The organism is Geobacillus jurassicus NBRC 107829, assembly GCF_001544315.1.
Classification (GTDB): Bacteria; Bacillota; Bacilli; order Bacillales; family Anoxybacillaceae; genus Geobacillus; species Geobacillus jurassicus.
In genome coordinates this window covers 1-20,425 of the sequence record NZ_BCQG01000059.1, presented here as the reverse complement: position 1 = coordinate 20,425, position 20,425 = coordinate 1, and the positions used below count along the sequence as shown (strand labels likewise).

At 48.1% G+C, this 20,425-nt stretch carries 19 protein-coding genes and 1 pseudogene; 13 read left to right on the top strand and 7 right to left on the bottom strand.

Going from position 1 to position 20,425, the window contains the following annotated elements; all coding sequences use genetic code 11:
- Nucleotides 1-209: 209 nt before the first annotated feature.
- Nucleotides 210-1,187 carry a LacI family DNA-binding transcriptional regulator gene (locus tag GJ1_RS14725; RefSeq protein WP_066233944.1) on the top strand — a complete coding sequence of 326 codons (978 nt, stop codon included), beginning with the start codon at nt 210-212 and terminating at the stop codon, nt 1,185-1,187.
- 3 nt (nt 1,188-1,190) lie between these two features.
- On the opposite strand, the gene GJ1_RS14720 is transcribed toward GJ1_RS14725, so the two are convergent.
- Complete coding sequence (locus GJ1_RS14720) at nt 1,191-1,871, bottom strand: response regulator (RefSeq protein ID WP_066233940.1); 681 nt, start codon at nt 1,869-1,871, stop codon at nt 1,191-1,193.
- A 38-nt stretch (nt 1,872-1,909) separates the two neighbouring features.
- The gene (locus tag GJ1_RS14715; RefSeq protein WP_066233937.1) at nt 1,910-3,487 is read right to left on the bottom strand and encodes an ATP-binding protein; all 1,578 of its coding nucleotides are present in this window, start codon (nt 3,485-3,487) and stop codon (nt 1,910-1,912) included.
- Between the two features lie 283 nt (nt 3,488-3,770).
- On the opposite strand from GJ1_RS14715, the gene GJ1_RS14710 reads away from it, so the two are divergent.
- The 5 genes from GJ1_RS14710 to GJ1_RS14690 all read left to right on the top strand — a co-directional run bounded on the left by GJ1_RS14710 (nt 3,771) and on the right by GJ1_RS14690 (nt 9,888).
- Nucleotides 3,771-4,817 carry a TRAP transporter substrate-binding protein gene (locus tag GJ1_RS14710; protein ID WP_066233932.1) on the top strand — a complete coding sequence of 349 codons (1,047 nt, stop codon included), beginning with the start codon at nt 3,771-3,773 and terminating at the stop codon, nt 4,815-4,817.
- Between the two features lie 213 nt (nt 4,818-5,030).
- Entirely contained in the window at nt 5,031-6,293 is a 1,263-nt protein-coding gene (locus GJ1_RS14705; protein ID WP_044736104.1) for a dicarboxylate/amino acid:cation symporter, read from the top strand.
- Between the two features lie 474 nt (nt 6,294-6,767).
- On the top strand, nt 6,768-7,595 hold the full coding sequence (locus tag GJ1_RS14700; protein WP_066233929.1) for an aldo/keto reductase: 828 nt from the start codon (nt 6,768-6,770) through the stop codon (nt 7,593-7,595).
- Nucleotides 7,596-7,740: 145 nt separating this feature from the next.
- Nucleotides 7,741-8,433: a zinc metallopeptidase gene (locus GJ1_RS14695; protein WP_066233926.1), complete on the top strand. Its 693-nt coding sequence runs from the start codon at nt 7,741-7,743 to the stop codon at nt 8,431-8,433.
- Between the two features lie 111 nt (nt 8,434-8,544).
- Nucleotides 8,545-9,888 (top strand): hemolysin family protein, encoded by a 1,344-nt coding sequence (locus tag GJ1_RS14690; RefSeq protein ID WP_066233921.1) that lies wholly within the window; start codon nt 8,545-8,547, stop codon nt 9,886-9,888.
- A 74-nt stretch (nt 9,889-9,962) separates the two neighbouring features.
- On the opposite strand, the gene GJ1_RS14685 is transcribed toward GJ1_RS14690, so the two are convergent.
- Nucleotides 9,963-10,862: an RluA family pseudouridine synthase gene (locus tag GJ1_RS14685; protein ID WP_066233918.1), complete on the bottom strand. Its 900-nt coding sequence runs from the start codon at nt 10,860-10,862 to the stop codon at nt 9,963-9,965.
- 138 nt (nt 10,863-11,000) lie between these two features.
- On the opposite strand from GJ1_RS14685, the gene GJ1_RS14680 reads away from it, so the two are divergent.
- Nucleotides 11,001-11,399: a YhcU family protein gene (locus GJ1_RS14680; RefSeq protein ID WP_066233953.1), complete on the top strand. Its 399-nt coding sequence runs from the start codon at nt 11,001-11,003 to the stop codon at nt 11,397-11,399.
- Nucleotides 11,400-11,509: 110 nt separating this feature from the next.
- Here the strand turns inward: GJ1_RS14680 and GJ1_RS14675 are convergent, their stop codons facing one another.
- Both GJ1_RS14675 and GJ1_RS14670 read right to left on the bottom strand, forming a co-directional pair.
- Nucleotides 11,510-11,986 (bottom strand): thioredoxin family protein, encoded by a 477-nt coding sequence (locus GJ1_RS14675; protein WP_066233915.1) that lies wholly within the window; start codon nt 11,984-11,986, stop codon nt 11,510-11,512.
- Nucleotides 11,983-12,420 carry a disulfide oxidoreductase gene (locus GJ1_RS14670; protein WP_066233912.1) on the bottom strand — a complete coding sequence of 146 codons (438 nt, stop codon included), beginning with the start codon at nt 12,418-12,420 and terminating at the stop codon, nt 11,983-11,985. The genes GJ1_RS14675 and GJ1_RS14670 overlap by 4 nt, the downstream gene beginning before the upstream one ends.
- A gap of 173 nt (nt 12,421-12,593) precedes the next feature.
- On the opposite strand from GJ1_RS14670, the gene GJ1_RS14665 reads away from it, so the two are divergent.
- Both GJ1_RS14665 and GJ1_RS14660 read left to right on the top strand, forming a co-directional pair.
- Nucleotides 12,594-13,040: a CBS domain-containing protein gene (locus tag GJ1_RS14665; protein WP_066233909.1), complete on the top strand. Its 447-nt coding sequence runs from the start codon at nt 12,594-12,596 to the stop codon at nt 13,038-13,040.
- 114 nt (nt 13,041-13,154) lie between these two features.
- Entirely contained in the window at nt 13,155-14,912 is a 1,758-nt protein-coding gene (locus GJ1_RS14660) for a phospho-sugar mutase (protein ID WP_066233906.1), read from the top strand.
- Between the two features lie 46 nt (nt 14,913-14,958).
- Here the strand turns inward: GJ1_RS14660 and GJ1_RS14655 are convergent, their stop codons facing one another.
- Complete coding sequence (locus GJ1_RS14655) at nt 14,959-15,216, bottom strand: YhdB family protein (protein WP_044732239.1); 258 nt, start codon at nt 15,214-15,216, stop codon at nt 14,959-14,961.
- 180 nt (nt 15,217-15,396) lie between these two features.
- Here GJ1_RS14655 and GJ1_RS14650 point away from each other — a divergent pair, with 180 nt between their 5' ends.
- Nucleotides 15,397-15,645, top strand: a complete 249-nt coding sequence (locus GJ1_RS14650) for an MFS transporter (protein ID WP_066233950.1) — start codon at nt 15,397-15,399, stop codon at nt 15,643-15,645.
- Nucleotides 15,646-15,674: 29 nt separating this feature from the next.
- Here GJ1_RS14650 and GJ1_RS14645 read toward each other — a convergent pair whose 3' ends face one another.
- Nucleotides 15,675-16,280: a DedA family protein gene (locus tag GJ1_RS14645; protein WP_083510015.1), complete on the bottom strand. Its 606-nt coding sequence runs from the start codon at nt 16,278-16,280 to the stop codon at nt 15,675-15,677.
- A gap of 321 nt (nt 16,281-16,601) precedes the next feature.
- On the opposite strand from GJ1_RS14645, the pseudogene GJ1_RS14640 reads away from it, so the two are divergent.
- The 3 genes and pseudogenes from GJ1_RS14640 to GJ1_RS19125 all read left to right on the top strand — a co-directional run.
- Nucleotides 16,602-17,408, top strand: a pseudogene (locus tag GJ1_RS14640) (SpoVR family protein); the annotation flags it as partial.
- Between the two features lie 297 nt (nt 17,409-17,705).
- A complete protein-coding gene (locus tag GJ1_RS14635) occupies nt 17,706-19,577 on the top strand; it encodes a DUF8451 domain-containing protein (RefSeq protein ID WP_066233903.1) in 1,872 nt (623 codons plus the stop codon).
- An 88-nt stretch (nt 19,578-19,665) separates the two neighbouring features.
- Entirely contained in the window at nt 19,666-20,298 is a 633-nt protein-coding gene (locus GJ1_RS19125; protein ID WP_021322734.1) for a hypothetical protein, read from the top strand.
- Nucleotides 20,299-20,425: the final 127 nt, after the last annotated feature.

Sequence of the window (20,425 nt, the reverse complement as noted above, 5' to 3'; positions counted from 1 at the left end):
CGGTTCCCTATTTTTTCGGCTTGTTTGTTTTTGTCTGTTCTTTGGCATGAAGGGCGATATGCGCACCGCCCCACACGGCGGCGGCTAGAAGAGCGAGTAAAGCAAATCCGTAAAGCATGTGGTTCCCTCCTCATGTATACTAGATGGCAGGATCAACATAATGTATGAAACGCGTTTCAAAGCAAGTCTTTTTTAGGGGAGTGGGGAACATGGCGAATATCCGCGATTTGGCGAAAGAGGCGGGAGTGTCGGTGGCCACTGTATCGAGGGTGTTGAACGGATATCCATATGTGAGCGAGGAAAAACGAAAAGCGGTTTGGGAAGCGGTGGAGAAGTTAAATTACTCGAAAAATATTCAAGCCGTTCACTTGGCGAAAGGAAGGACAACGATTGTCGGGGTCATGCTTCCGTACATTCACCACCCTTATTTTTCGGCTGTAATCGAAGGGATTTCCAAGGAGGCGCTCCGTTATGGCTACCAACTGCTTTTGTTTCAGACGAATTATGACGTGGAGAGGGAGCTCGAGGCGTTAGAGCGGCTGCGGATGAGGCAAATGGATGGGCTGATCGTGTGCTCCCACGAAGTGGACTGGGAGGCGTTTGCGGCTTACCAAGAAGAAGGCCCCATTGTTTTATGTGAACAGGTCGGGGAACAGGATTTTCTCGCTGTCTATATCGACCACTATCAAGCGTTTGTCCAAGCGCTTCGCTACTTGGTAAAAAAAGGACACCGACGCATCGGCTATTGCATTGGAAGAATGACGGGGCCGAACAGCCAAGCGAGGGCGGCGGCGTATCAAGATGTTTTGCGCGAAGCTGGCGTCATTCCTCGACGCCAGTGGATTTTTGAGGGTTGTCTATTTCTCGAAGACGGAAAGCGCGTAATCGAGCAATGGGTCGCTATGGAGGAGCGGCCGAGCGCTTTGCTTGTCACCAGTGACCAAGTGGCGGCCGGCATCGTGCTGCAGGCGGGGCGCATCGGGGTGCGCATTCCGGAGGAACTCGCCATTATCGGGTTTGACAATGATCCGCTTGCTGAGCTGCTTGGCATTACGACCGTCGCTTTGCCCCATTTTGCGCTTGGGGAAAAAGCATTTCGTCTCATTCATCATTGGCTTGAGACGGGAAATGTTCATCGGAAACAGGTAGAGCTGCCTACCCAGCTGATTATACGGACAACTGGGTAAGCTTTACATTTGCTTCAGCTGATACCGGTTCACCGGACGGCCGACGCCGCCGTATTGGACATCAAGCGTCACTTTTCCATTTTTTTCGAGATACTCTAAATAGCGGCGGGCGGTGACGCGGGCGATGCCGACCCCTTCGGCCACTTCCTCGGCGGAAACGGGGGAGCGGTGTTGGCGCAAATAGGTGATCACTTTTTCCAATGTCACCTCGTTCAATCCTTTCGGAAGCTCGGAGGACGGTCCGGCTGGTTGTTCAGTCGCCCGCCTTAGGGCATCGAGTTCCACTTGGGTGAGCGATTCTTTTTCGGCAAGCGACCGGCGGAATGCCCGATAGTTTTCCAACGCTTGTTTGAGCCGTTCAAATTTAAATGGTTTCACGATGTAATCGAAGGCGCCGTTTTGCAAAACGCGGCGCACCGTTTCAATGTCGCTCGCTGCGGTGATGGCGATGATATCGACTTCATGGCCGCGGGCGCGGATTTGTTTTACTGTTTCAAGGCCGTCAAGCTGCGGCATGTAAATGTCAACCATTGCTAAATCGGGATGAAGTTCATCAATGAGGCGGAGCCCTTCTTCACCGTTTCTAGCGAGGCCGATGACGGTGAAGCCATCGACTTGTTCAATCATTTGCCGATTCACTTCTTGCACCATCGGGTCGTCTTCAATGAGCAGCACGCGGTACATGCGTTTTTCCTCCTTCGTCTCGACCTTGGTCTGTGCTGTTACATGTCGAACGTAATCGTAAACACTGTTCCTTTCCCTTCTTCTGATTGAACGTCGATGCGTCCGTTTCCTTTTTCCACAATTTGCTTCACCAAATATAAGCCGATGCCGCGTCCGTTCTCCCCTTTGGTTGAAAAGCCTTCATCAAAAATGCGGTCAATATGCTCGCGAGCGATGCCTTGGCCGTTGTCTTCAACCGAGAGGGAGCAAATGTCTTCATTTTGTTCAAGGCTGACGTAAATTTCTTTTTCCCGGTCGGTTACGCCGCGAAAGGCATCGAAGGCGTTTTCAATTAAATTGCCAAGGAGAACAACGAAATCATGGTGATCGAGATGCGGCGGAAAGCGGTGCAGCCGGCTGTGGCGATCGATTGTCACGCGAATGCCGAGCTCTTTGCCTCGGCGGATTTTGCTCAGGAGCAGCCCTGAAATGCTTTCGTCCTTGATGTTGCGGCTTAAAAACTGCGTCAGTTCTGCTTGTTCCTCTGTAACTTGGAACACGTACTCGAGCGCTTTTTCGATATGGCCGAGCTGAATAAGGCCGGCGATCGTATGAAGCTTGTTCATGTATTCGTGGTTTTGCACGCGCAAGGCGTGGACAAACGCCTTTACGCCCGTCAGTTCTTCGGCCAGCCGTTTCACTTCCGTCCGGTCTTGGAAAATGGCGATGGCGCCGACCGTTTTCCCGTTGACTTTGATCGGGATGCGGTTGCTCCAAATCGTTAGGTTGCCAAGCTGGAGCTCTTTGTTGTAAATCGGCTTGTTTACTTCCAAGATTTCTGGAAGGTGTGTGTCCGGAATGACGGAGCGGATCGACCGGCCGATGACATCCCCTTTGATGCCGAGCATTTGTTTTGCCCGGTCGTTGAAGATGGTAATTTTTTCATCGCTGTCAATGGCAATGACGCCTTCGTGCATGGCGTTAAACGCTTCCGTTCGTTCGATGAGCAGTTTGGCGATCTCATGCGGTTCCAGCTCAAACATTTGCCGCTTGATATGGGAGGCGAGCAGCCATGCTCCAATTCCGCCGACAACGAGCGACAAAACGACCGCTACGGCAGCTTCTTCCTTTAAAGAATCAATGGCTTCAAAAAACGTCGGCAGCCGGTAGGCGGCGATGACGACGCCAATTTGTTCGTGTTCGCTATTCATAATTGGCACGAAGGCGCGAACTACCGTTCCGATTTCTCCACGGGCTTTGGACGTGTACGTATGTTCGGCAAACGCCGGCCCTTCATCAGCGCCGCGGGAGATCGTGCCGATCATCGCAGGAAGCGGGTGGGAGAGACGCACTTTGTTCATATCAAGAACGACGATATAGTCGGCGCTGTGAATGACGCGCACCCGCTCGACGATTGGATTGATGAGCGCCCGACTTTGTTTGTTTCCAACAATATGGCGCCTGACTTCAGGCAACTCGGAGACGGTGCGCGCGGTTAGCAAGGCGCGCTGGCTGAGCTCCTCCTCCTTTGTATGGAAAAAGTCGCTGATGATAAATGCACCACTCAGAAACATAGAAAAGCTGACGATAGTGAAAGTTAAAATCGTAATTTTCCAGCGAATCGGCAGCTGGTTCATGGCGGAACTCCTTTTTGTCAGTCGTGATGGCCGTTGGTCAGCCATATGAAGAGAATGAATCAACGTTTTTTTTTATTATACCAAATCTTCTTGAATGGAAAGAAATGAAAGGTGTAAAATGGCGGTGGGGGAACAAATATTCTGATAGCCTGCGTAAGACGCGGCGTTTGCTGCTCTCAAACCGAATCCGTGTCCGTGAGCTCGAGCCGCTTTTTTGCTTCAAACAGTATACCGTTGGAGTACCGTGTTAGCAATGATGATGGATGAAAGAATGGTGTGAACAATGAGAAAAACGTGGAAAGTATGGACAATTCTTTTGTTTGTCGGCCTCGGTCTGATCGGCTGGGCAGCGAGCCGTTCACTGAACCGTGAACCGCTTATCTATGACGACGAGCAAAAGGGGTTGAAAAAGCAAATCATTATTTATTTCAGCCATGTCGTAGCGGAGAATACGCCGAAAGGGCTGGCGGCGCAAAAATTTGCCGAACTCGTTGAGAAAAAGACAAACGGGCGCGTCAAAGTGGAGGTGTTTCCCAACGGCTCGCTTTATTCAGATGGGGAAGAGCTTGATGCGCTGTTGCGCGGCGACGTGCAAATGATTGCGCCATCATTTTCGAAAGTGACAGAATTGATCCCTGAGTGGCAAGTGCTCGATTTGCCGTTTTTGTTCCGCGATGATGACCATGTGCGTTGCGTGTTTACCGGAAAGGTGGGAGTCGAGCTGCTTCAGATGCTCGAGGCGAAAGGGATCAAAGGGTTGGCGTTTTGGAGCAACGGATTTAAGCAAATGATGGGCACGAACCGGCCGCTGATGGAACCGGATGATTTTCGCGGCTTGCGTTTTCGCATTATGCCGAGCGAAGTGATTGAAAGGCAGTTTCGTTTGCTTGGTGGGGAGCCGATTGCCGTTTCATTTGATCGCGTTTATCAGGAGCTTGAACAGCATAAGTTTGATGGGCAGGAAAATACGATTTCCAATATTTACTCGAAAGGGTTTTACAAATTTCAACCGTATATTACAATCAGCAATCATGGCTATCTCGGATACGTGGTCATGATGAATCAGTCATTTTGGGACAGATTGCCGAAAGACATCCAGCAAAAAATTACGGAAGCGATGGCGGAAGCGACGAATTGGAATTTGCAGCAGTCGAAGGAGCAAAACGAACGGGAGCTCCAGCAGCTTGAGCAGCGGGACGGGGTTCATCTGTACATGTTATCGGAAACGGAAAAAAAGAAATGGGAGCAAAAATTTACGCCGCTGTATGAAGAGTTTGCGCGGCAGTTTGGTTTTAAGCTGTTGAATGAAATTAAAAAATCGTGCGAATGAGGGTGTCCGAAAAATAACGGGACGCCCTTTTCTTATTAACGTATAGACGCGTGAAACTCCTTTGCAAGGAGAGCGTTTCGAGGAAAACGCCCATGCCAATGTTGAGACCAAAAAGACCAAAACGACCATTATCACCATAATATTTTGATTTCACCGATTTTTCTTTATGATGATATTGAAAGCGTTGTCAAGATATCGAAAGGAGTGGGAGAAATGCGGAGAAAGCTGAAAAACTTGACGGTGCAAGTCATCATCGGCATCATTTTAGGGATTATTGTCGGATTTTTATTTCCGGAATTTGGCGCGAAGTTAAAAGTATTGGCGGATGGATTTATTAAGCTCATTAAAATGGTGATCGCCCCGATCATTTTCTTCACAGTCGTGATCGGGATCGGCAATATGGGCGACTTGAAAAAAGTCGGCCGCATCGGCGGCAAAGCGCTCATTTATTTTGAGATTGTGACGACATTTGCGTTGGCGATCGGGATTGTCGTCGTCAACCTTGTGAAACCAGGGGTCGGGTTTAATACGGATGCGGTCAAAGGCGGCGACATTTCGCAATACACGAAGCAGGCGGAAGAAACGAGCCACGGGTTTGTAGATTTCGTGCTAAGCATTATCCCGGATAACGTTGTCGCCGCGATGGCGAGCGGACAATTGCTTCCGGTGCTCTTCTTCGCCGTTTTGTTCGGCTTAGCGGCTGCTGCACTTGGCGAAAAAGCCAAACCGGTGATTTCTCTGTTTGAGAGGTTGGCGGAAATTTTCTTCGGCGTTGTCAACATGGTCATGAAGGTGTCGCCAATCGCTGCATTTGGCGCAATGGCGTACACGATCGGCACATTCGGCCTCGGTTCGCTCGTGTCGCTCGGCAAATTGATGGGTTCTGTTTACATTACGATGGCGCTCTTCATTTTCGTCGTGCTTGGCGGGATTGCCAAGTTTTACGGATTCAACATCTTTAAGTTTCTCGCTTATATTAAAGAGGAATTGTTGCTTGTTTTGGGCACGTCTTCGTCTGAATCAGCGCTGCCGCGGTTGATGGAGCGTCTGGAAAAATACGGGTGCTCAAAATCGGTTGTCGGTCTTGTCGTCCCGACAGGGTATTCGTTTAACCTCGACGGCACATCGATTTACTTGTCGATGGCAGCCATTTTCATCGCCCAAGCGTACGGCATTGATTTAACGATTTGGCAAGAGCTGACGCTGCTCGGAGTGTTAATGCTCACCTCGAAAGGGGCTGCAGGGGTCACCGGTTCTGGGTTTATCACATTGGCGGCCACCTTGGCGGCGTTCCCGATGATCCCGGTCGAAGGGATCGCCTTGTTGCTTGGGGTTGACCGCTTCATGTCGGAAGCGCGGGCGATTACGAACATTATTGGTAACGCTGTTGCAACGGTAGTCGTTTCGAAAATGGAAAACGAGTTTCATCCGAACGAATCTGAAGTGGAGCGCGCCTCGATGAGCGTGGCCAAATAAGCGGCAGGAGCGCTCTGCAAGTCCAATTGACAGCTTTTCCGTTCGCATGTTTCTGACTGCGGAGGGAAAGGTGTCGCACGCTGCAAATTGTTGACATCGCTCTATTCCTTTCTGCCGTTGTCGGCAAACGTGCCGTTTACCAACTGAGGGTGTCCCAAAGGGATCGGGACACCCTTTCTTATTACCGTATATAGGTATAAAACAATCATTAAGAAACAATATGTTGTGCTTTGTTTAAGGGGAATTGCCCTTTTGGGTCAGCCCCTCCTTGAACCGTGAACGCTTTGCGGGCAAATGTCATTTGCCCGCAAAGCGTTCTTGTTCGAGGGAAAAGGCAGAAAAGTTTGTGTTCAGCCGTATGATTCAATGTTTTTAGTAAAATAATGGATAATCAACACTCGTGAGCATATATTTTGCTTTTCTTTCCCTCTTTTCCCATAATGAAACTATAATGAAACTCGAGGAGGAGAGGATATGAACGGTCTGCAAGATTGCGCCGCCTTGCATAACGGGGTGAAAATGCCTTGGGTCGGCCTTGGCGTTTATAAAGTCAAAGAAGGGGAGGAAGTAAGAAGCGCGGTGCGTACTGCGCTTGAGATCGGCTACCGTCATGTCGACACGGCCGCTTTTTACGAAAATGAAGAAGGAGTCGGCCAAGCGATCCGTGAATCCGGCATTCCACGCGAGCAAGTGTTTGTGACGACGAAAGTGTGGAACACCGATCAAGGATATGAGACGACGCTGAAGGCTTTTGACAGAAGTTTAAAAAAGCTCGGTTTTGATTACGTCGACTTGTATTTAGTTCATTGGCCGGTGAAAGGAAAATACAAAGAAACGTATAGAGCGCTTGAAAAGCTGTATAAAGACGGTTATGTGCGCGCGATTGGAGTAAGCAACTTCCACATTCACCATTTGCAAGATGTATTGGCCGATTGTGAAATCAAGCCGATGGTCAACCAAGTCGAGTACCATCCACGCCTGACGCAAAAAGAGCTGCACGCGTTTTGCCAAGAAAACGGCATCCAGCTTGAAGCATGGTCGCCGCTCATGCGCGGGGAAATTTTAAGCGAACCGACGATCGTTGACATCGGGCGCAAGTACGGGAAAACGCCGGCGCAAGTCGTGCTGCGCTGGGATTTGCAGCACGGCGTCGTCACGATCCCGAAGTCGGTGACGCCGGCGCGGATCAAGGAAAACGCTGATATTTTTGATTTCTCGCTGACCGATGAAGAAATGAAACAGATCGACGCGTTGAACTTGAACAAACGGGTCGGCCCTGACCCAGACAATTTCAATTTTTGATGTCTCCATCAGCCAAATAGCGCCTCGATGCAGGCGCTGTTTTTTTGAAACCAAAGCGGGCTGTTTGACGTATGAAATGATGAGCAAGTACAATAAATAATAGTATACACATTTGATGAACATTGAAAAAACGGAGGGTGCTGCGATGCTATTCCATCCGATGGATATTTTCATTTTTATCGCCTTCCTAATATCGCTTTGGGCGCAATGGAAGGTATCGAGCAATTTCAATGTCTGGTCTGAAGTTCCAGCCTCATCGGGGTTGACGGGGGCGGAAGTGGCGCGCATGATTTTAGACCGCCACGGGTTGCACCATGTACCGGTGGAGGTCGTGCCAGGGCGGCTTTCCGACCATTATGATCCGATTTCCCGCACGGTCCGTTTGTCGGAGCCAGTCTTTTATGGGCGTTCGATCGCTTCCATTTCCGTTGCCGCCCACGAGGTCGGCCATGCCGTTCAACACCAGCAAGGCTACGCTGCACTCGTCCTTCGCCACCGGATGTTTCCGGTTGTGAACTTTGCTTCCGGCGTTGCACCGTTTTTGCTTTTGGCGGGCTTTTTGTTCCACCAGTTTTCGTTGCTTGGCCTCGGCATTTTGTTCTTCTCGCTGGCTGTAGCGTTTCAAGTGATTACTTTGCCGGTGGAGTTTAACGCGAGCGCGCGGGCGAAGCGGTTTATGCTGGCTGAAGGGTTGATCGCCCCAAATGAAGCGCGCGGCGTGAACAAAGTGCTTGGCGCGGCGGCGCTGACGTACGTTGCGGCAACGTTGATCGCCGTGTTTGAACTGCTGAAATATGTGCTCATTTTCACCCAAGGGAACAATAATGAGGAATCGTAACGTATTGGGCTGCCTAAGGCGGCCCAGCGGCATCATCGTCTATCAGCTGCAGTGGAAACTTTTGTGTGCAGGAGGTGTAACCTGGGCGCTTCATCCGCGCTCGGAGACGAATTGGATATAGCCAGTTTGCTGTTGGTGGCGTTTCTCATCGCTTGCACCGCCTTTTTTGTCGCCTCTGAATTTGCGATCGTCAAGGTGCGCAGCTCGCGCATCGATCAGCTTGTCAATGAAGGGAATCGACGGGCGGTCGCGGCGAAAAAAGTGATTTCGAATTTGGACGGCTATTTATCGGCGAACCAGCTGGGCATTACGCTCACCTCGCTTGGCCTTGGCTGGCTTGGGGAGCCGACGGTGGCGCGGATGTTGCTGCCGCTGTTTGAACGCCTCCATTTATCGGAATCCGTCTCCCACTTTTTAGCGTTTATCATTTCGTTTTCGCTCATCACCTTTTTGCATGTCGTTGTCGGTGAATTAGCGCCGAAGACGTTTGCCATTCATAAGGCGGAAGCGATTACGCTGTTTACGGCTCAGCCGCTCATCTGGTTTTACAAAGTCATGTATCCGTTCATTTGGACGCTCAACAGCTCTGCGCGGCTTGTGACGCGCCTGTTTGGCCTCAGGCCGGTGGCGGAGCATGAAATCGCCCACTCTGAGGAGGAATTGCGCCTCATTTTATCGGAAAGCTACAAAAGCGGGGAGATCAATCAGTCAGAGTACCGCTATGTCAATAACATTTTCCGGTTTGACGACCGCATAGCGAAAGAAATTATGGTGCCGCGCAAAGAAATTGTGGCGCTTGATATTAACAAAAGCGTCAAAGAAAACTTGGACATCATTCGCGAAGAAAAGTATACGCGCTATCCGGTCATTGACGGCGATAAAGACCATGTGCTTGGACTCATCAACGTCAAAGAGGTGTTTACGGACTTTATTGCTAATCCGTCCAACGAAAAGCAAATGAAAGACTATATCCGCCCGATCATTCAAGTGATTGAATCGATCGCCATTCACGATTTGTTGGTCAAAATGCAAAAAGAACGCATTCATATGGCGATTTTGGTCGATGAGTACGGCGGCACGTCTGGGCTGGTTACAGTCGAGGACATTTTGGAAGAGATCGTTGGCGAAATCCAAGATGAGTTTGACATTGATGAAACGCCGCTGATTCAAAAAATGGACGATCGATTGATCTTGGATGGCAAAGTGTTGATCAGCGAAGTGAATGACTTGCTTGGGCTGGACATTGACGATGATGACGTCGATACGATCGGCGGCTGGATTTTAACGAAGCATTATGATATCAAACCAGGCGAGAGTGTAGAAATCGATGGCTACTTGTTTACGGTGAAGGAAATGGATGGCCATCATGTGAAATCACTGGAAGTGGAAAAAAAAGAGCCGAGCAAAGAGGAAGAGGCGGCAGACGTTGCTGAAGAGGAGGAACTGCGTTTGTAAGGCAGACGGGGGCGTCTGCCTTTTCTCATTTCGGTCGAGAAATCCCCTCCTCCATCGAAGGAAGGCGGAGGAGATCAATTGTAAGTGCACGAAAGATCGATGGGAAAATCGCTCGTTGGCGCGAGACAAATGACCTCTTCGTTTGTAAACGGATGGCGGAACGTTAGCTTAGCGGCATGAAGCGCATGGCGATGAAACACTGGTTTGCCGCCATAAAGCACATCGCCGACGAGCGGATGGCCGAGATGGGCCAAATGGACGCGGATTTGGTGCGTCCGTCCGGTCTCGAGAGAAAGCTCGACAAGCGATGTTGACGGGAATGTTTTGATGACGCGATAGTGTGTCACCGCTTTTGCCCCCGTTTTCGAGACGCGCCGGCGTGTTGGGTGGTGGCGGTCGCGGCCGATTGGGGCGGAAATGGTTCCTGATTTCGGGGATAAACGACCGTGAACAAGAGCGACGTACGTTCGTTTGATGGCACGGTGGGCGAGCATCCGATCGAGCGTCGCACCGGCGAGCGGGTGTTTGGCAAATAAAATCGTTCCCGATGTGTCGCGGTCAAGCCGGTGAATGTGGCGCACTTTTGTTAAAATCGCCTGCGACTGCAAATAGAACGCGACCGCATTGGCCAGCGTGCCGGTTTGCCCCGGTTCGGACGGATGAATGTCGATGCCGGCTTCTTTGTTCAAGACGAGCAGATGGTCGTCCTCCCATAAAATCGAAAGCTCCCGATATTCTGGAACGATGAACGATGGCTCCGGCTCATATGCGTAAAGCTGAAGCCGGTCGCGTTCGTTGAGCACCGTCTGCCAGAGAACCGCCTGGCCGTTTAGTTTGACGCCGTGTTCCATCCGCCAGCGGTGGGCGAGCTTTTTCGAGGCGGCCCATACGTCTTTCAGGAGCTGTTCAATCGTCAAACCGCTCCACCAGCTAGGGATGATGCATTCCAGCCAATCGCCTTTTCTTGTCCACAAAGGTTGTCACACTCCCAATTACTTGTTAGCTGTGGAAACACTTTCTACCCCTATCCTTGCGCGAGATATGGTACACTCATAGTATCGTCTTACTGATGGAGAACGCAAGCATTGCGGCGAGAAAAGGTGGTATGGACGTTGAAAATGATGTATGCGGCGACTCCGGAGCAAGAGCATTACATGCAGTATTTGCTCAACTACTTTTATACCGATGTGTTTCCGTATTACTTCGATGATGAACAAATCCGTCAATTTGAGGAATGGGGCATTCTTTCGCTCGACCACGAACACGTTACATATAATGGGACGATGAAAGAGGCTTTCCAAATCATTTCGGCGTTGCAGTCGCTCATTACCGTCATCGAACACATCGGAGAGCATAGGGATTTGGAACGGTATGAATGGCTGTTTGCTCGCAATCAAAAGATTTTGGCCCGCCATGGCATTGCCTTTCCTTTTCATTCCAGGCAGTTCACTTGCAGGCGGCTTTGGCCGTGCAGCGTGTATGCGCCTGCGGCGAGCCAATGGTTGATGTAAAACAGGGCTGACGCAGGCTGTGTTTTCTTAAACGAAACACAACCATCTTGTTTCGTTTGATGCGCATATACGATCATCAGAAAAGGTGTCCCGATCTTCTTGGGACACCTTCATTTCATTTTATTGGAAAATGAAGAAAACCATTGGCGGAACGCATGTTCATCGTGATACCCCTCAATGCGTTTCAACTCTTTGCCGTTTTCGTAATGGACGATGGTCGGGGTCGCTTCAATATGATATGCATCCCATCCATCTTCGAATTCAAGCAAGTTGAACAGCTTTAAATCGATGCCAAGCTCCTTTGCTAGCGGCACGACGATCGGCGTTGTCCGCTGGCAGTGCGGGCATGTCGGGCTGTAAAAGTAGACGGTGAGCGTCTTTTTCTCGGCCAGCTGTTGCTTCAACTCCGCGGGCAAAATAATGTTGCGGTAGTTCGGGTCGTCAAGTTGTGCGATGGTGGCCGGATGCAGCTTGTTTTTATGGTAAGGGTTTCCTTTGGCTGCTTCGTTTTGTTCATACGAGGTAACAAAAGCGATGGCGGCAAATAGCGCGATGATGATGCCGCCAAATGCGAGCAGTTTTTTCAACGTTCGCTCCCCTTTCTTTGTTGGCGCATGATGGTCCAACTTAGCAAAATAATGATAATAAAGGCGGTTAGCGCCAAAAATGGAATGGTGATAAACCCAAGCCAGTTGATATATTGTCCTGTGCATGGAATGCGGCCGCAGCTGATGGCATACTCCTGAAACAGTGGGATTTTTTGCAGCCCATAATGATACAGCGAAATGAGCCCGCCGATCAATGACAGAGCGAAGCTGTAACGCGCCGCCGCCGCGTCTTTGCGCGCGACGGCCATTCCTAAAATCACGACTTGCGGATACATAAAAATACGTTGAAACCAGCACAGGTCGCACGGAATGTACCCAAGCACCTCGGAAAAATAAAGGCTTCCGAGCGTGGCGATAAGCGCTGTCGCCCATGCGGCCAAAAGCAAGTTCTCCGCACGTTTTTCTCGTTCCATGTTCTCTCCTTCTTCCCATCACGTTCCTGATCTTGCCTCGGTTAGCTCCATTATAAGGGATGGAAAACGGCGCGTCCATTCATAATCGGCAAAGAGGAGGAAAGGAAACAACATTTTCTATCTATATCAGGCGGCAAACGAGCCATACTAATCGGTGAAAGGGGAGGATCACATTGACGAACAACAGCGGAAACAAAGTGCAAGACATTATGACGAAAAACGTCGCAACAATTTCGCCGAACCAAACGGTGCAAGAAGCAGCGCAAATCATGAGCCAAAAAAATATTGGCGCGCTTCCGGTTGTGGAAAATGGCCAAGTCAAAGGGATGATCACGGACCGTGACATTACGTTGCGCGTCTCATCCAAAGGAAAAGACCCGTCAACAGTCAAGGTGGCGGAAGTCATGACAAATCAAGTCGTCACCGGTACGCCGAATATGAGCGTACAGGAAGCCGCGAATGTCATGGCTCAACATCAAGTCCGCCGCTTGCCGATCGTGGAAAACAACCAGCTTCAAGGCATCGTTGCGCTAGGTGATATTGCGACGAACAGCGCATCAAACGAAGCGGCTGAACAGGCGTTGACGAACATTTCCGAGCCGTCACAGCCGCAAGGGTAATGGGAGAAAAAGGATGTCCACATTTTCCAGGACATCCTTTTTCTTTTGGCAGGTATATTGTATGATGGGAGCGAATACATAAACAGGGAAGATGAAAAGCAAGGGGGAACAGCGATGGAATGGAGACGAAAATATGAACAATGGCTGCGTGAGCCGCAACTTGATCCGGAATTGAAGCGGCTGTTGGAACAACGCTGCGATGATGAACGTTGGTTGGAGGATTGCTTTTACAAAAATCTCGAATTCGGCACCGGCGGCATGCGCGGCGAGATCGGCCCGGGGACGAACCGAATGAATATTTATACGGTGCGAAAAGCATCGGAAGGATTGGCGCGATACATACAATCGTTTGGCGATGAGGCGAAGCGGCGCGGGGTCGTCATTGCCTATGACTCCCGGCATAAGTCGCCGGAATTCGCGATGGAGGCGGCGAAAACATTGGCTACGAACGGCATTCAAACATACGTGTTTGATGAATTGCGTCCAACGCCCGAGCTGTCGTTTGCTGTTCGCCATTTGCGGGCGTTTGCCGGCATTGTCATTACCGCCAGCCATAATCCGCCCGAATATAACGGCTATAAAGTGTACGGAGAGGACGGGGGACAGCTGCCGCCTGCTGTCGCCGACCAAGTGATCCGCTATGTCAATGAAGTCGAAAATGAGCTCGCCATTCATGTGGAAGATGAGAAAACGTTAAGAGAAAAAGGCCTTATTCGCATCATCGGAAGCGAAGTCGATGATGCTTATATCCATGCTGTCAAAACGATTTCAATCCATCCGGAGCTCGCTCGGGAAACGGCGATCAACATCGTGTTTACGCCGCTCCACGGCACGTCGAATAAACTGGTGCGCCGCGTGCTCGCTGAACTCGGCTACCAAAATGTCTTTGTCGTCAAAGAGCAGGAGCTGCCGGATCCGAATTTCTCGACGGTCGCTTCACCCAATCCGGAAGAAGACGCGGCTTTCGCCATGGCGATGGAGTTGGGCAAGCAAGTGAACGCCGATTTGCTGATCGCCACTGACCCGGACGCCGACCGGCTCGGTGTGGCGGTCAAAAATGACAAGGGAGACTATGTCGTGCTGACTGGCAATCAAACGGGCGGCTTGTTGCTCCACTATTTGCTATCGCAACGAAAAGCCCAAGGCACTCTGCCGGAAAATGGTGTTGTCTTAAAAACGATCGTGACGTCTGAATTTGGTCGGGCGATCGCCCAATCGTTTGGTCTTGAGACGGTCGATACGTTGACCGGTTTCAAATTCATCGGCGAAAAAATAAAGGAATACGAACAAACAGGGCAATATGCGTTCCAGTTTGGGTATGAGGAAAGCTATGGGTATTTGATCGGCGATTTTGTCCGCGACAAAGATGCCGTGCAGGCGGCTGTCCTCGCGGCAGAAGTGTGCGCGTTTTACAAAAAGCAAGGGCTGTCGCTGTATGAAGCGCTCTTGCAATTGTTTGATCAGTACGGCTATTACCGTGAAGGGCAGCGGTCACTGACACTAAAAGGCAAGGAAGGGGCGGAGACGATTGCCTCAATTTTAGCGTCGTTCCGCCAACAGCCGCCGGTGGAGGCCGCGGGGAAAAAGGTGACGGTGATTGAGGATTACAAGACGAAAGAGCGGACGAACACGTTGACCGGCGAAAAAACGGCCATTGATTTACCGACATCCAATGTGCTCAAGTACATCTTGGAAGATGGCTCGTGGTTTTGTCTGCGTCCATCAGGGACGGAGCCGAAAATGAAGGCGTATTTCGGCGTCAAAGGAACTTCGCTAGAGGACAGTGAAGAGAGGCTGGCGCGCTTAACGGACGCGGTGATGCAGCGCGTCCAGGACGTACTCAGCGCCGTTTCACCTTCTTATGCGCAATGATCAGCGCAATTCTTGGGGAATTGGCGATGCCAATTCCCCATTCGATTTACGAATAAAACTGGGCGTATTGTTCGACTCCCGTTTTTTGTTCGCTCACTTCAAGCGCATGGTCGATGTAGCGCAACAGGGCATGCAACCGTTCCTGGATGACGGAGTAGTCATGTTCAAAATTATAAGCGTGGAGAAATTTTTCAATTTTTTTCGACAGAATATCATCAGGTGTACGCACCATTAAAATAAGCAAATTGTCCCATTCGGAGCGATGCGTGTAATAGAGCGCCTTATCATAGTCGACGGTGTTCAAGCGGCATGCCTCCTTTATCAAGAAGGAGTCATTGTTAGTGTATGACAGCGGGGCGTTTTGTTGCCCTGTAAATGTTGCGACGGAAGGTAAAATATAAATTATAACCGAAATGAAAACGAAAAAGGAAAAATAAATGTTGCAATTTTGTGACAAGAATAGTATCCTCTAAGTAAGGGGATGATGAGAATGAACAAACGGCACGAAGGGCAAGAAATTACCAATATGTGCAAATGGATGGCGTCAGTGGGATTGATTGTCGGAGTTGCACTGTTTTTGCTTAGTTTTATCGCAAGCGCTTACAACAAAGACTATTTCTTGACGATCATCAGTCTCGGCATTATCGGGGCCTCGATGTTTATGTTCGGATTCGGCCTGTTTATGGGATTGCTGACGGAAACGTATCATCGCGCCCCGCGCGAGAACGTATAGCGCGCATAGAGAATGAAAAACACCGGAGATTATCCCGGTGTTTTTCGCTTTTGCTGAATGTACCAATAGAAGATGGCGAAAGCGAGAACGACCAGAAAGACAGGAAATAAGAATGGACGGTAGGCGTGCATATACTGCTTGACGGCGATCCAGCGGCTTTCAAAATAGGCGCCGATCGTTAAAAACACAGCGACCCATACGATCGCTCCGCTGTAGGCGAACAAGGCAAACTTCCTCCAGCTGTAGGCGTTCATGCCGGCCCAAAAGGCGGCGAGATGCCGAACGCCGGGGATGAAATAGCAAATAAACAACACCGCCGGGCCGAGTTTCGCAAAAAGCGCTTTCGTTTGCTCGAGCCGTTTCTCCGTAAGATGGAGCCTAGGGCCGAATTTATGCAAAAACGGCAGCCCGAGCGTAATCCCAAGAATATAGCTGAGCGAGATGCCAATGATTGCTCCAAGCCAGCAGGAAAGAAAGGTGAGCGGATACGAAAACGCTCCGGTTGAAACGCGGTAACCGGCATATGTCAACAGCAGCTCGTCAGGGATCGGCAGCCCGACGATGCCGAGCATCAGCGCGACCATAATGCCGATGTAGCCGAAGTGTTCGATAAGATATTGCAAATAGTGCTGCAAATGACCACCACGCTTTGCCGCGATGTTTTGTACCATCATTATAAATCACAGGACAAGAAAGGTAAACGACTTTTGAGCGATGGACAACCCCAAGCCCTGTTCCGCCTGTTTTCCCCTTCTTACGTCAAATGATATTGGCAAGGTATCAAAGATCGATTTAGCTAACCAAGTAAAGTCCGAATTTTAACATGTCAGCCGAGAAGCCCCAGATTCGAAACAACAAGCAGGCGGGAGAGGTTCGTCGGCATCTTGGCGATTCCGAACGTATCAAAATCCCTTTTTCCTCATACATTGTGATAAGAGGAAAAAGGGGGGAGATGGATGCGACAGGACGAGCTGAAAGAGCTGGAACGGGCCATTGCGGAAATTACCGAAATTGCGGAAGGATTTGGCCTTGATTTTTATCCGATGCGTTATGAAATTTGTCCGGCCGATATTATTTATACGTTTGGCGCCTACGGGATGCCGACGAGATTTTCCCACTGGAGCTTTGGCAAGCAGTTTTACAAAATGAAGCTGCATTATGATTTAGGATTAAGCAAAATTTACGAGCTCGTCATCAATTCGGACCCTTGCTACGCGTTTTTGCTCGATACGAATACGCTCATCCAAAATAAGCTGATCGTCGCTCACGTGTTGGCGCACAGCGACTTTTTCAAAAACAACGTCCGCTTCAGCAACACGAAGCGCGATATGGTCGAAAGCATGGCGGCGACAGCCGAGCGGATTAAACGTTATGAACATCAGTACGGAAAGCTGGAAGTGGAAAAGTTTTTGGACGCTGTCTTGGCCATTCAGGAACATATTGATCCGTCGCTGCTTCGGCCGAAGCTGTCATGGACGTGGGAAGATACGGAAGTGTACGAAGAGGAAGAGCCTGCGAAAACATCGACGCCCTACGACGATTTATGGTCGCTTGAGGAGCGGAACAAGCCGAAAGCGCCGCTGCGAAAAAAACGGCGCAAGTTTCCGCCGCAGCCAGAAAAAGATGTGCTATTGTTCATTGAAGAATACAGCCGCGAGCTTGAGGACTGGCAGCGCGACATTTTAACGATGATGCGTGAAGAAATGCTCTATTTTTGGCCGCAGCTGGAGACGAAAATCATGAACGAAGGCTGGGCTTCGTTTTGCAAAGGAGCTTAAATATGTAAATGAGAAATCACTTGTATACGAAAGTGATTTTTTTATTTTCTTGATGTTAAAATGTTTAAATATTGCACATTTGATTAATGGTTTGCTGCATGGTTCGATAATGTTTAGTGATCATGCTAAAATAACATTTGTAATACATTTTGTCCTGGTGAACCATAAATTTCTTTGACAAATGGAAAATTGTATAATTTGTTGAATGTTAAAAGGATTGTTTCTTTTCGTTGTCAAATAATTGTAGTAAATATTAGAAATTTAAAGGAGATATATGGCGGAATGGACGCGAAGGATTTGTTGCGTATTATAGAAGATGGAGAAAATGCCGAATTGGAATGTAAAGCAGCCAAAGGCGGTCTACCGAAAGATGTTTGGGAAACGTATTCTGCTTTTGCAAATACAAATGGCGGTATTATTTTGCTTGGGGTTGAGCAAAAAGGACAAGAGTTTTTCCCAGTCGATGTTGATGCAAAAAAGTTAGTCAAAGACTTTTGGGATGGAATTAATAATCCCCAAAGGATTAGTAAAAATATCTTAGTGGATCGAAATGTAGAAATTATTGAAGTTGATGGGAAAGAAATCGTGAAAATTTATGTTCCAAGAGCTTCACGTGAGGACAAGCCAATTTATATTGGTCATAATCCTTTTACAGGTACATATCGCCGCAATTATGAAGGAGACTATAAATGTACAAAAGAAGAAGTACAGCGAATGATAGCGGATCAATCTCCAATTCCTCAAGACAGCAAAGTTCTTCCCAATTACGGTTTAAATGATTTGAATATGGAATCGGTGAGAAGTTATCGAAATCGCTTTTCTTCTTTGAAACCAGATCATCCTTGGAATGGTTTAGAACTGAAGGACTTTTTATATAAAATTGGAGCTTTGGGAAGGCTACGCGAAACCAACGAGGAAGGGCTAACATTAGCCGGGTTGCTCATGTTTGGGGAAGAGCGCAGCATTACAGAGTATTTACCGCAGTATTTCTTAGAATATCGGGAAAAGAGTTCGGATGTGCCGGGGGAGAGATGGACAGATCGGATTATTTCTTCCGACGGCACTTGGTCGGGGAATTTGTATGATTTTTATTTTAAAGTCATCCGTAGACTAACGGATGATTTAAACATTCCTTTTCAAATGGAGGGGCTTTTTCGCAAGGATGATACAAGGGTGCACGCTGCTCTTCGTGAGGCTTTAGTCAATACGTTGGCTCATGCCGATTACTACGGGCAACGCGGAATTGTTATCGAAAAGGAAAAGATGTTATTTCGATTTTCCAACCCGGGTGTTCTTCGGATTCCTTTGCAACAAGCACTGAAAGGTGGAATAAGTGATCCGAGAAATCCAACGATTTTTAAAATGTTTATGTTAATCGGACTTGGTGAACGGGCAGGGTCGGGGATTGAGAATATTCATTTGGCGTGGAAAGAACAACATTGGACTGCCCCAGAATTAATTGAAGAATTTCAGCCGGATCGCACGATTCTTACGTTGCGAACAACTTCATTATTACCGCAGGAAAGCGTCGATTTTCTAAAAGCAGTTCTTGGGAAACATTATAAGTTTTTAACCAATGATGAAGTATTAATTTTAGTGACGGCACATCAAGAAAATTATGTGACCAATACGAGATTGCAAAGCCTGACAGATAAAAAGAGTGATGAAATAAGCAAATTATTATCCGGACTGGTGGAAAAAGGATATTTAGAACCAAATGGACAAGGAAGAGGTACAAAATATACGCTAACGGAAATGTTTCATCAAAAGTCTATAGGGAACTCCAGATATAATCGGATAAGCTCCGGACCTAATGTTAATAACTCCGGACCTAACGCTGCTAACTCCGGACCTAACGAAAACGAACAAACAAAAGATCATGAAAAAGTGCTATTGGATATTTCTGAATTAGCAAGGAAGAAAAAGAGATTAAATCCTTCCGAAATGGATGAGATCATTTTAAATCTTTGTGCAATTAAGCCGTTAACGCTCAAAGAATTAAGTCAATTACTGAATAGGCAGATGGATCCTCTTCGCAAAAAGTACATTTCACGATTGCTTAAGGAAGGGAAATTAGAACCGCTATATCCAGAGCAAATAAACCATCCGAAACAAGCATATATGACACGATCTCTTTTTACAAACCAGCATTAGGATATTGGATTCCTAATGCTGGTTTATTGTTATTAGACAAATTTCCCTTCTCATATAGTTTTACAAAATATGATGGGGAGGGGTACGAATGAAGCTTGATGGGATTTGGATGGAATCCATTGAATTAGATAAAATTGTCCCCATATACGTTGAAAATGTTTCAAAAAGAGCAGTAGAGAAAATGGTCAAAATATTAGAGGGAGGGGATCAGTTAAGCAGCCATGTTATTGTTGAAAAGGATCGAACGGAAGATAAATATTGGTTAGTTGCGGGGTACCCAGAATACTTAGCATATAAAAAAATGAATGAAATGCATAAAAGGTGCCCAAAAATATTTTGCGTTATTCAGCGATATTCGAATGAAACGGAACAACGAATTAAGTTGCTAAGGAGGATGTTCCATCATCAAACAACAAAGTGGTTAGACAAACATATGTTGATTGATCAAATGGTTAATAGCGGAGTAAAGGTTGTCACGATAGCCCGAAAGCTGGGAGTTACTCAAGCTGAGATTGAAAATTATTTTGTCCATCCGGATATTCCTTTTGACATAATCAAAAAAGCCCGGGAAAATGAAGGAAGTTTGATAAACATAGAAAAAATTCGCAAATTGCCAATCCATTCAATGCTTAAACACAAGTTATATCAGCAAGCAGTATTACCAAAAAGTCACCCTGACCGATTGGTGATGTATAAAAGTTTGTGTAAAACATTTTGCTAGAACAAAAGAAAAAAGGTAGGGTATTCTCTGATTGGACCAAAAATCTTAGAGAAAGGAGAACCCTACCTATGTCTAAAAGAAGTATACCGAATGTCGACTGGGCAAATCAACTGGAAAGTGTTATTCG

What these genes read in the sequence shown, in the direction of transcription:
- GJ1_RS14635 (WP_066233903.1), top strand. Translation starts at nt 17,706, where the DNA reads ATGGACGCGAAGGATTTGTTGCGTATTATAGAAGATGGAGAAAATGCC.
- GJ1_RS14710 (WP_066233932.1), top strand. Translation starts at nt 3,771, where the DNA reads ATGAGAAAAACGTGGAAAGTATGGACAATTCTTTTGTTTGTCGGCCTC.
- GJ1_RS14695 (WP_066233926.1), top strand. Translation starts at nt 7,741, where the DNA reads ATGCTATTCCATCCGATGGATATTTTCATTTTTATCGCCTTCCTAATA.
- GJ1_RS14670 (WP_066233912.1), bottom strand. Translation starts at nt 12,420, where the DNA reads ATGGAACGAGAAAAACGTGCGGAGAACTTGCTTTTGGCCGCATGGGCG.
- GJ1_RS14705 (WP_044736104.1), top strand. Translation starts at nt 5,031, where the DNA reads ATGCGGAGAAAGCTGAAAAACTTGACGGTGCAAGTCATCATCGGCATC.
- GJ1_RS14700 (WP_066233929.1), top strand. Translation starts at nt 6,768, where the DNA reads ATGAACGGTCTGCAAGATTGCGCCGCCTTGCATAACGGGGTGAAAATG.
- GJ1_RS14725 (WP_066233944.1), top strand. Translation starts at nt 210, where the DNA reads ATGGCGAATATCCGCGATTTGGCGAAAGAGGCGGGAGTGTCGGTGGCC.
- GJ1_RS14650 (WP_066233950.1), top strand. Translation starts at nt 15,397, where the DNA reads ATGAGAATGAACAAACGGCACGAAGGGCAAGAAATTACCAATATGTGC.
- GJ1_RS19125 (WP_021322734.1), top strand. Translation starts at nt 19,666, where the DNA reads ATGAAGCTTGATGGGATTTGGATGGAATCCATTGAATTAGATAAAATT.
- GJ1_RS14720 (WP_066233940.1), bottom strand. Translation starts at nt 1,871, where the DNA reads ATGTACCGCGTGCTGCTCATTGAAGACGACCCGATGGTGCAAGAAGTG.
- GJ1_RS14660 (WP_066233906.1), top strand. Translation starts at nt 13,155, where the DNA reads ATGGAATGGAGACGAAAATATGAACAATGGCTGCGTGAGCCGCAACTT.
- GJ1_RS14715 (WP_066233937.1), bottom strand. Translation starts at nt 3,487, where the DNA reads ATGAACCAGCTGCCGATTCGCTGGAAAATTACGATTTTAACTTTCACT.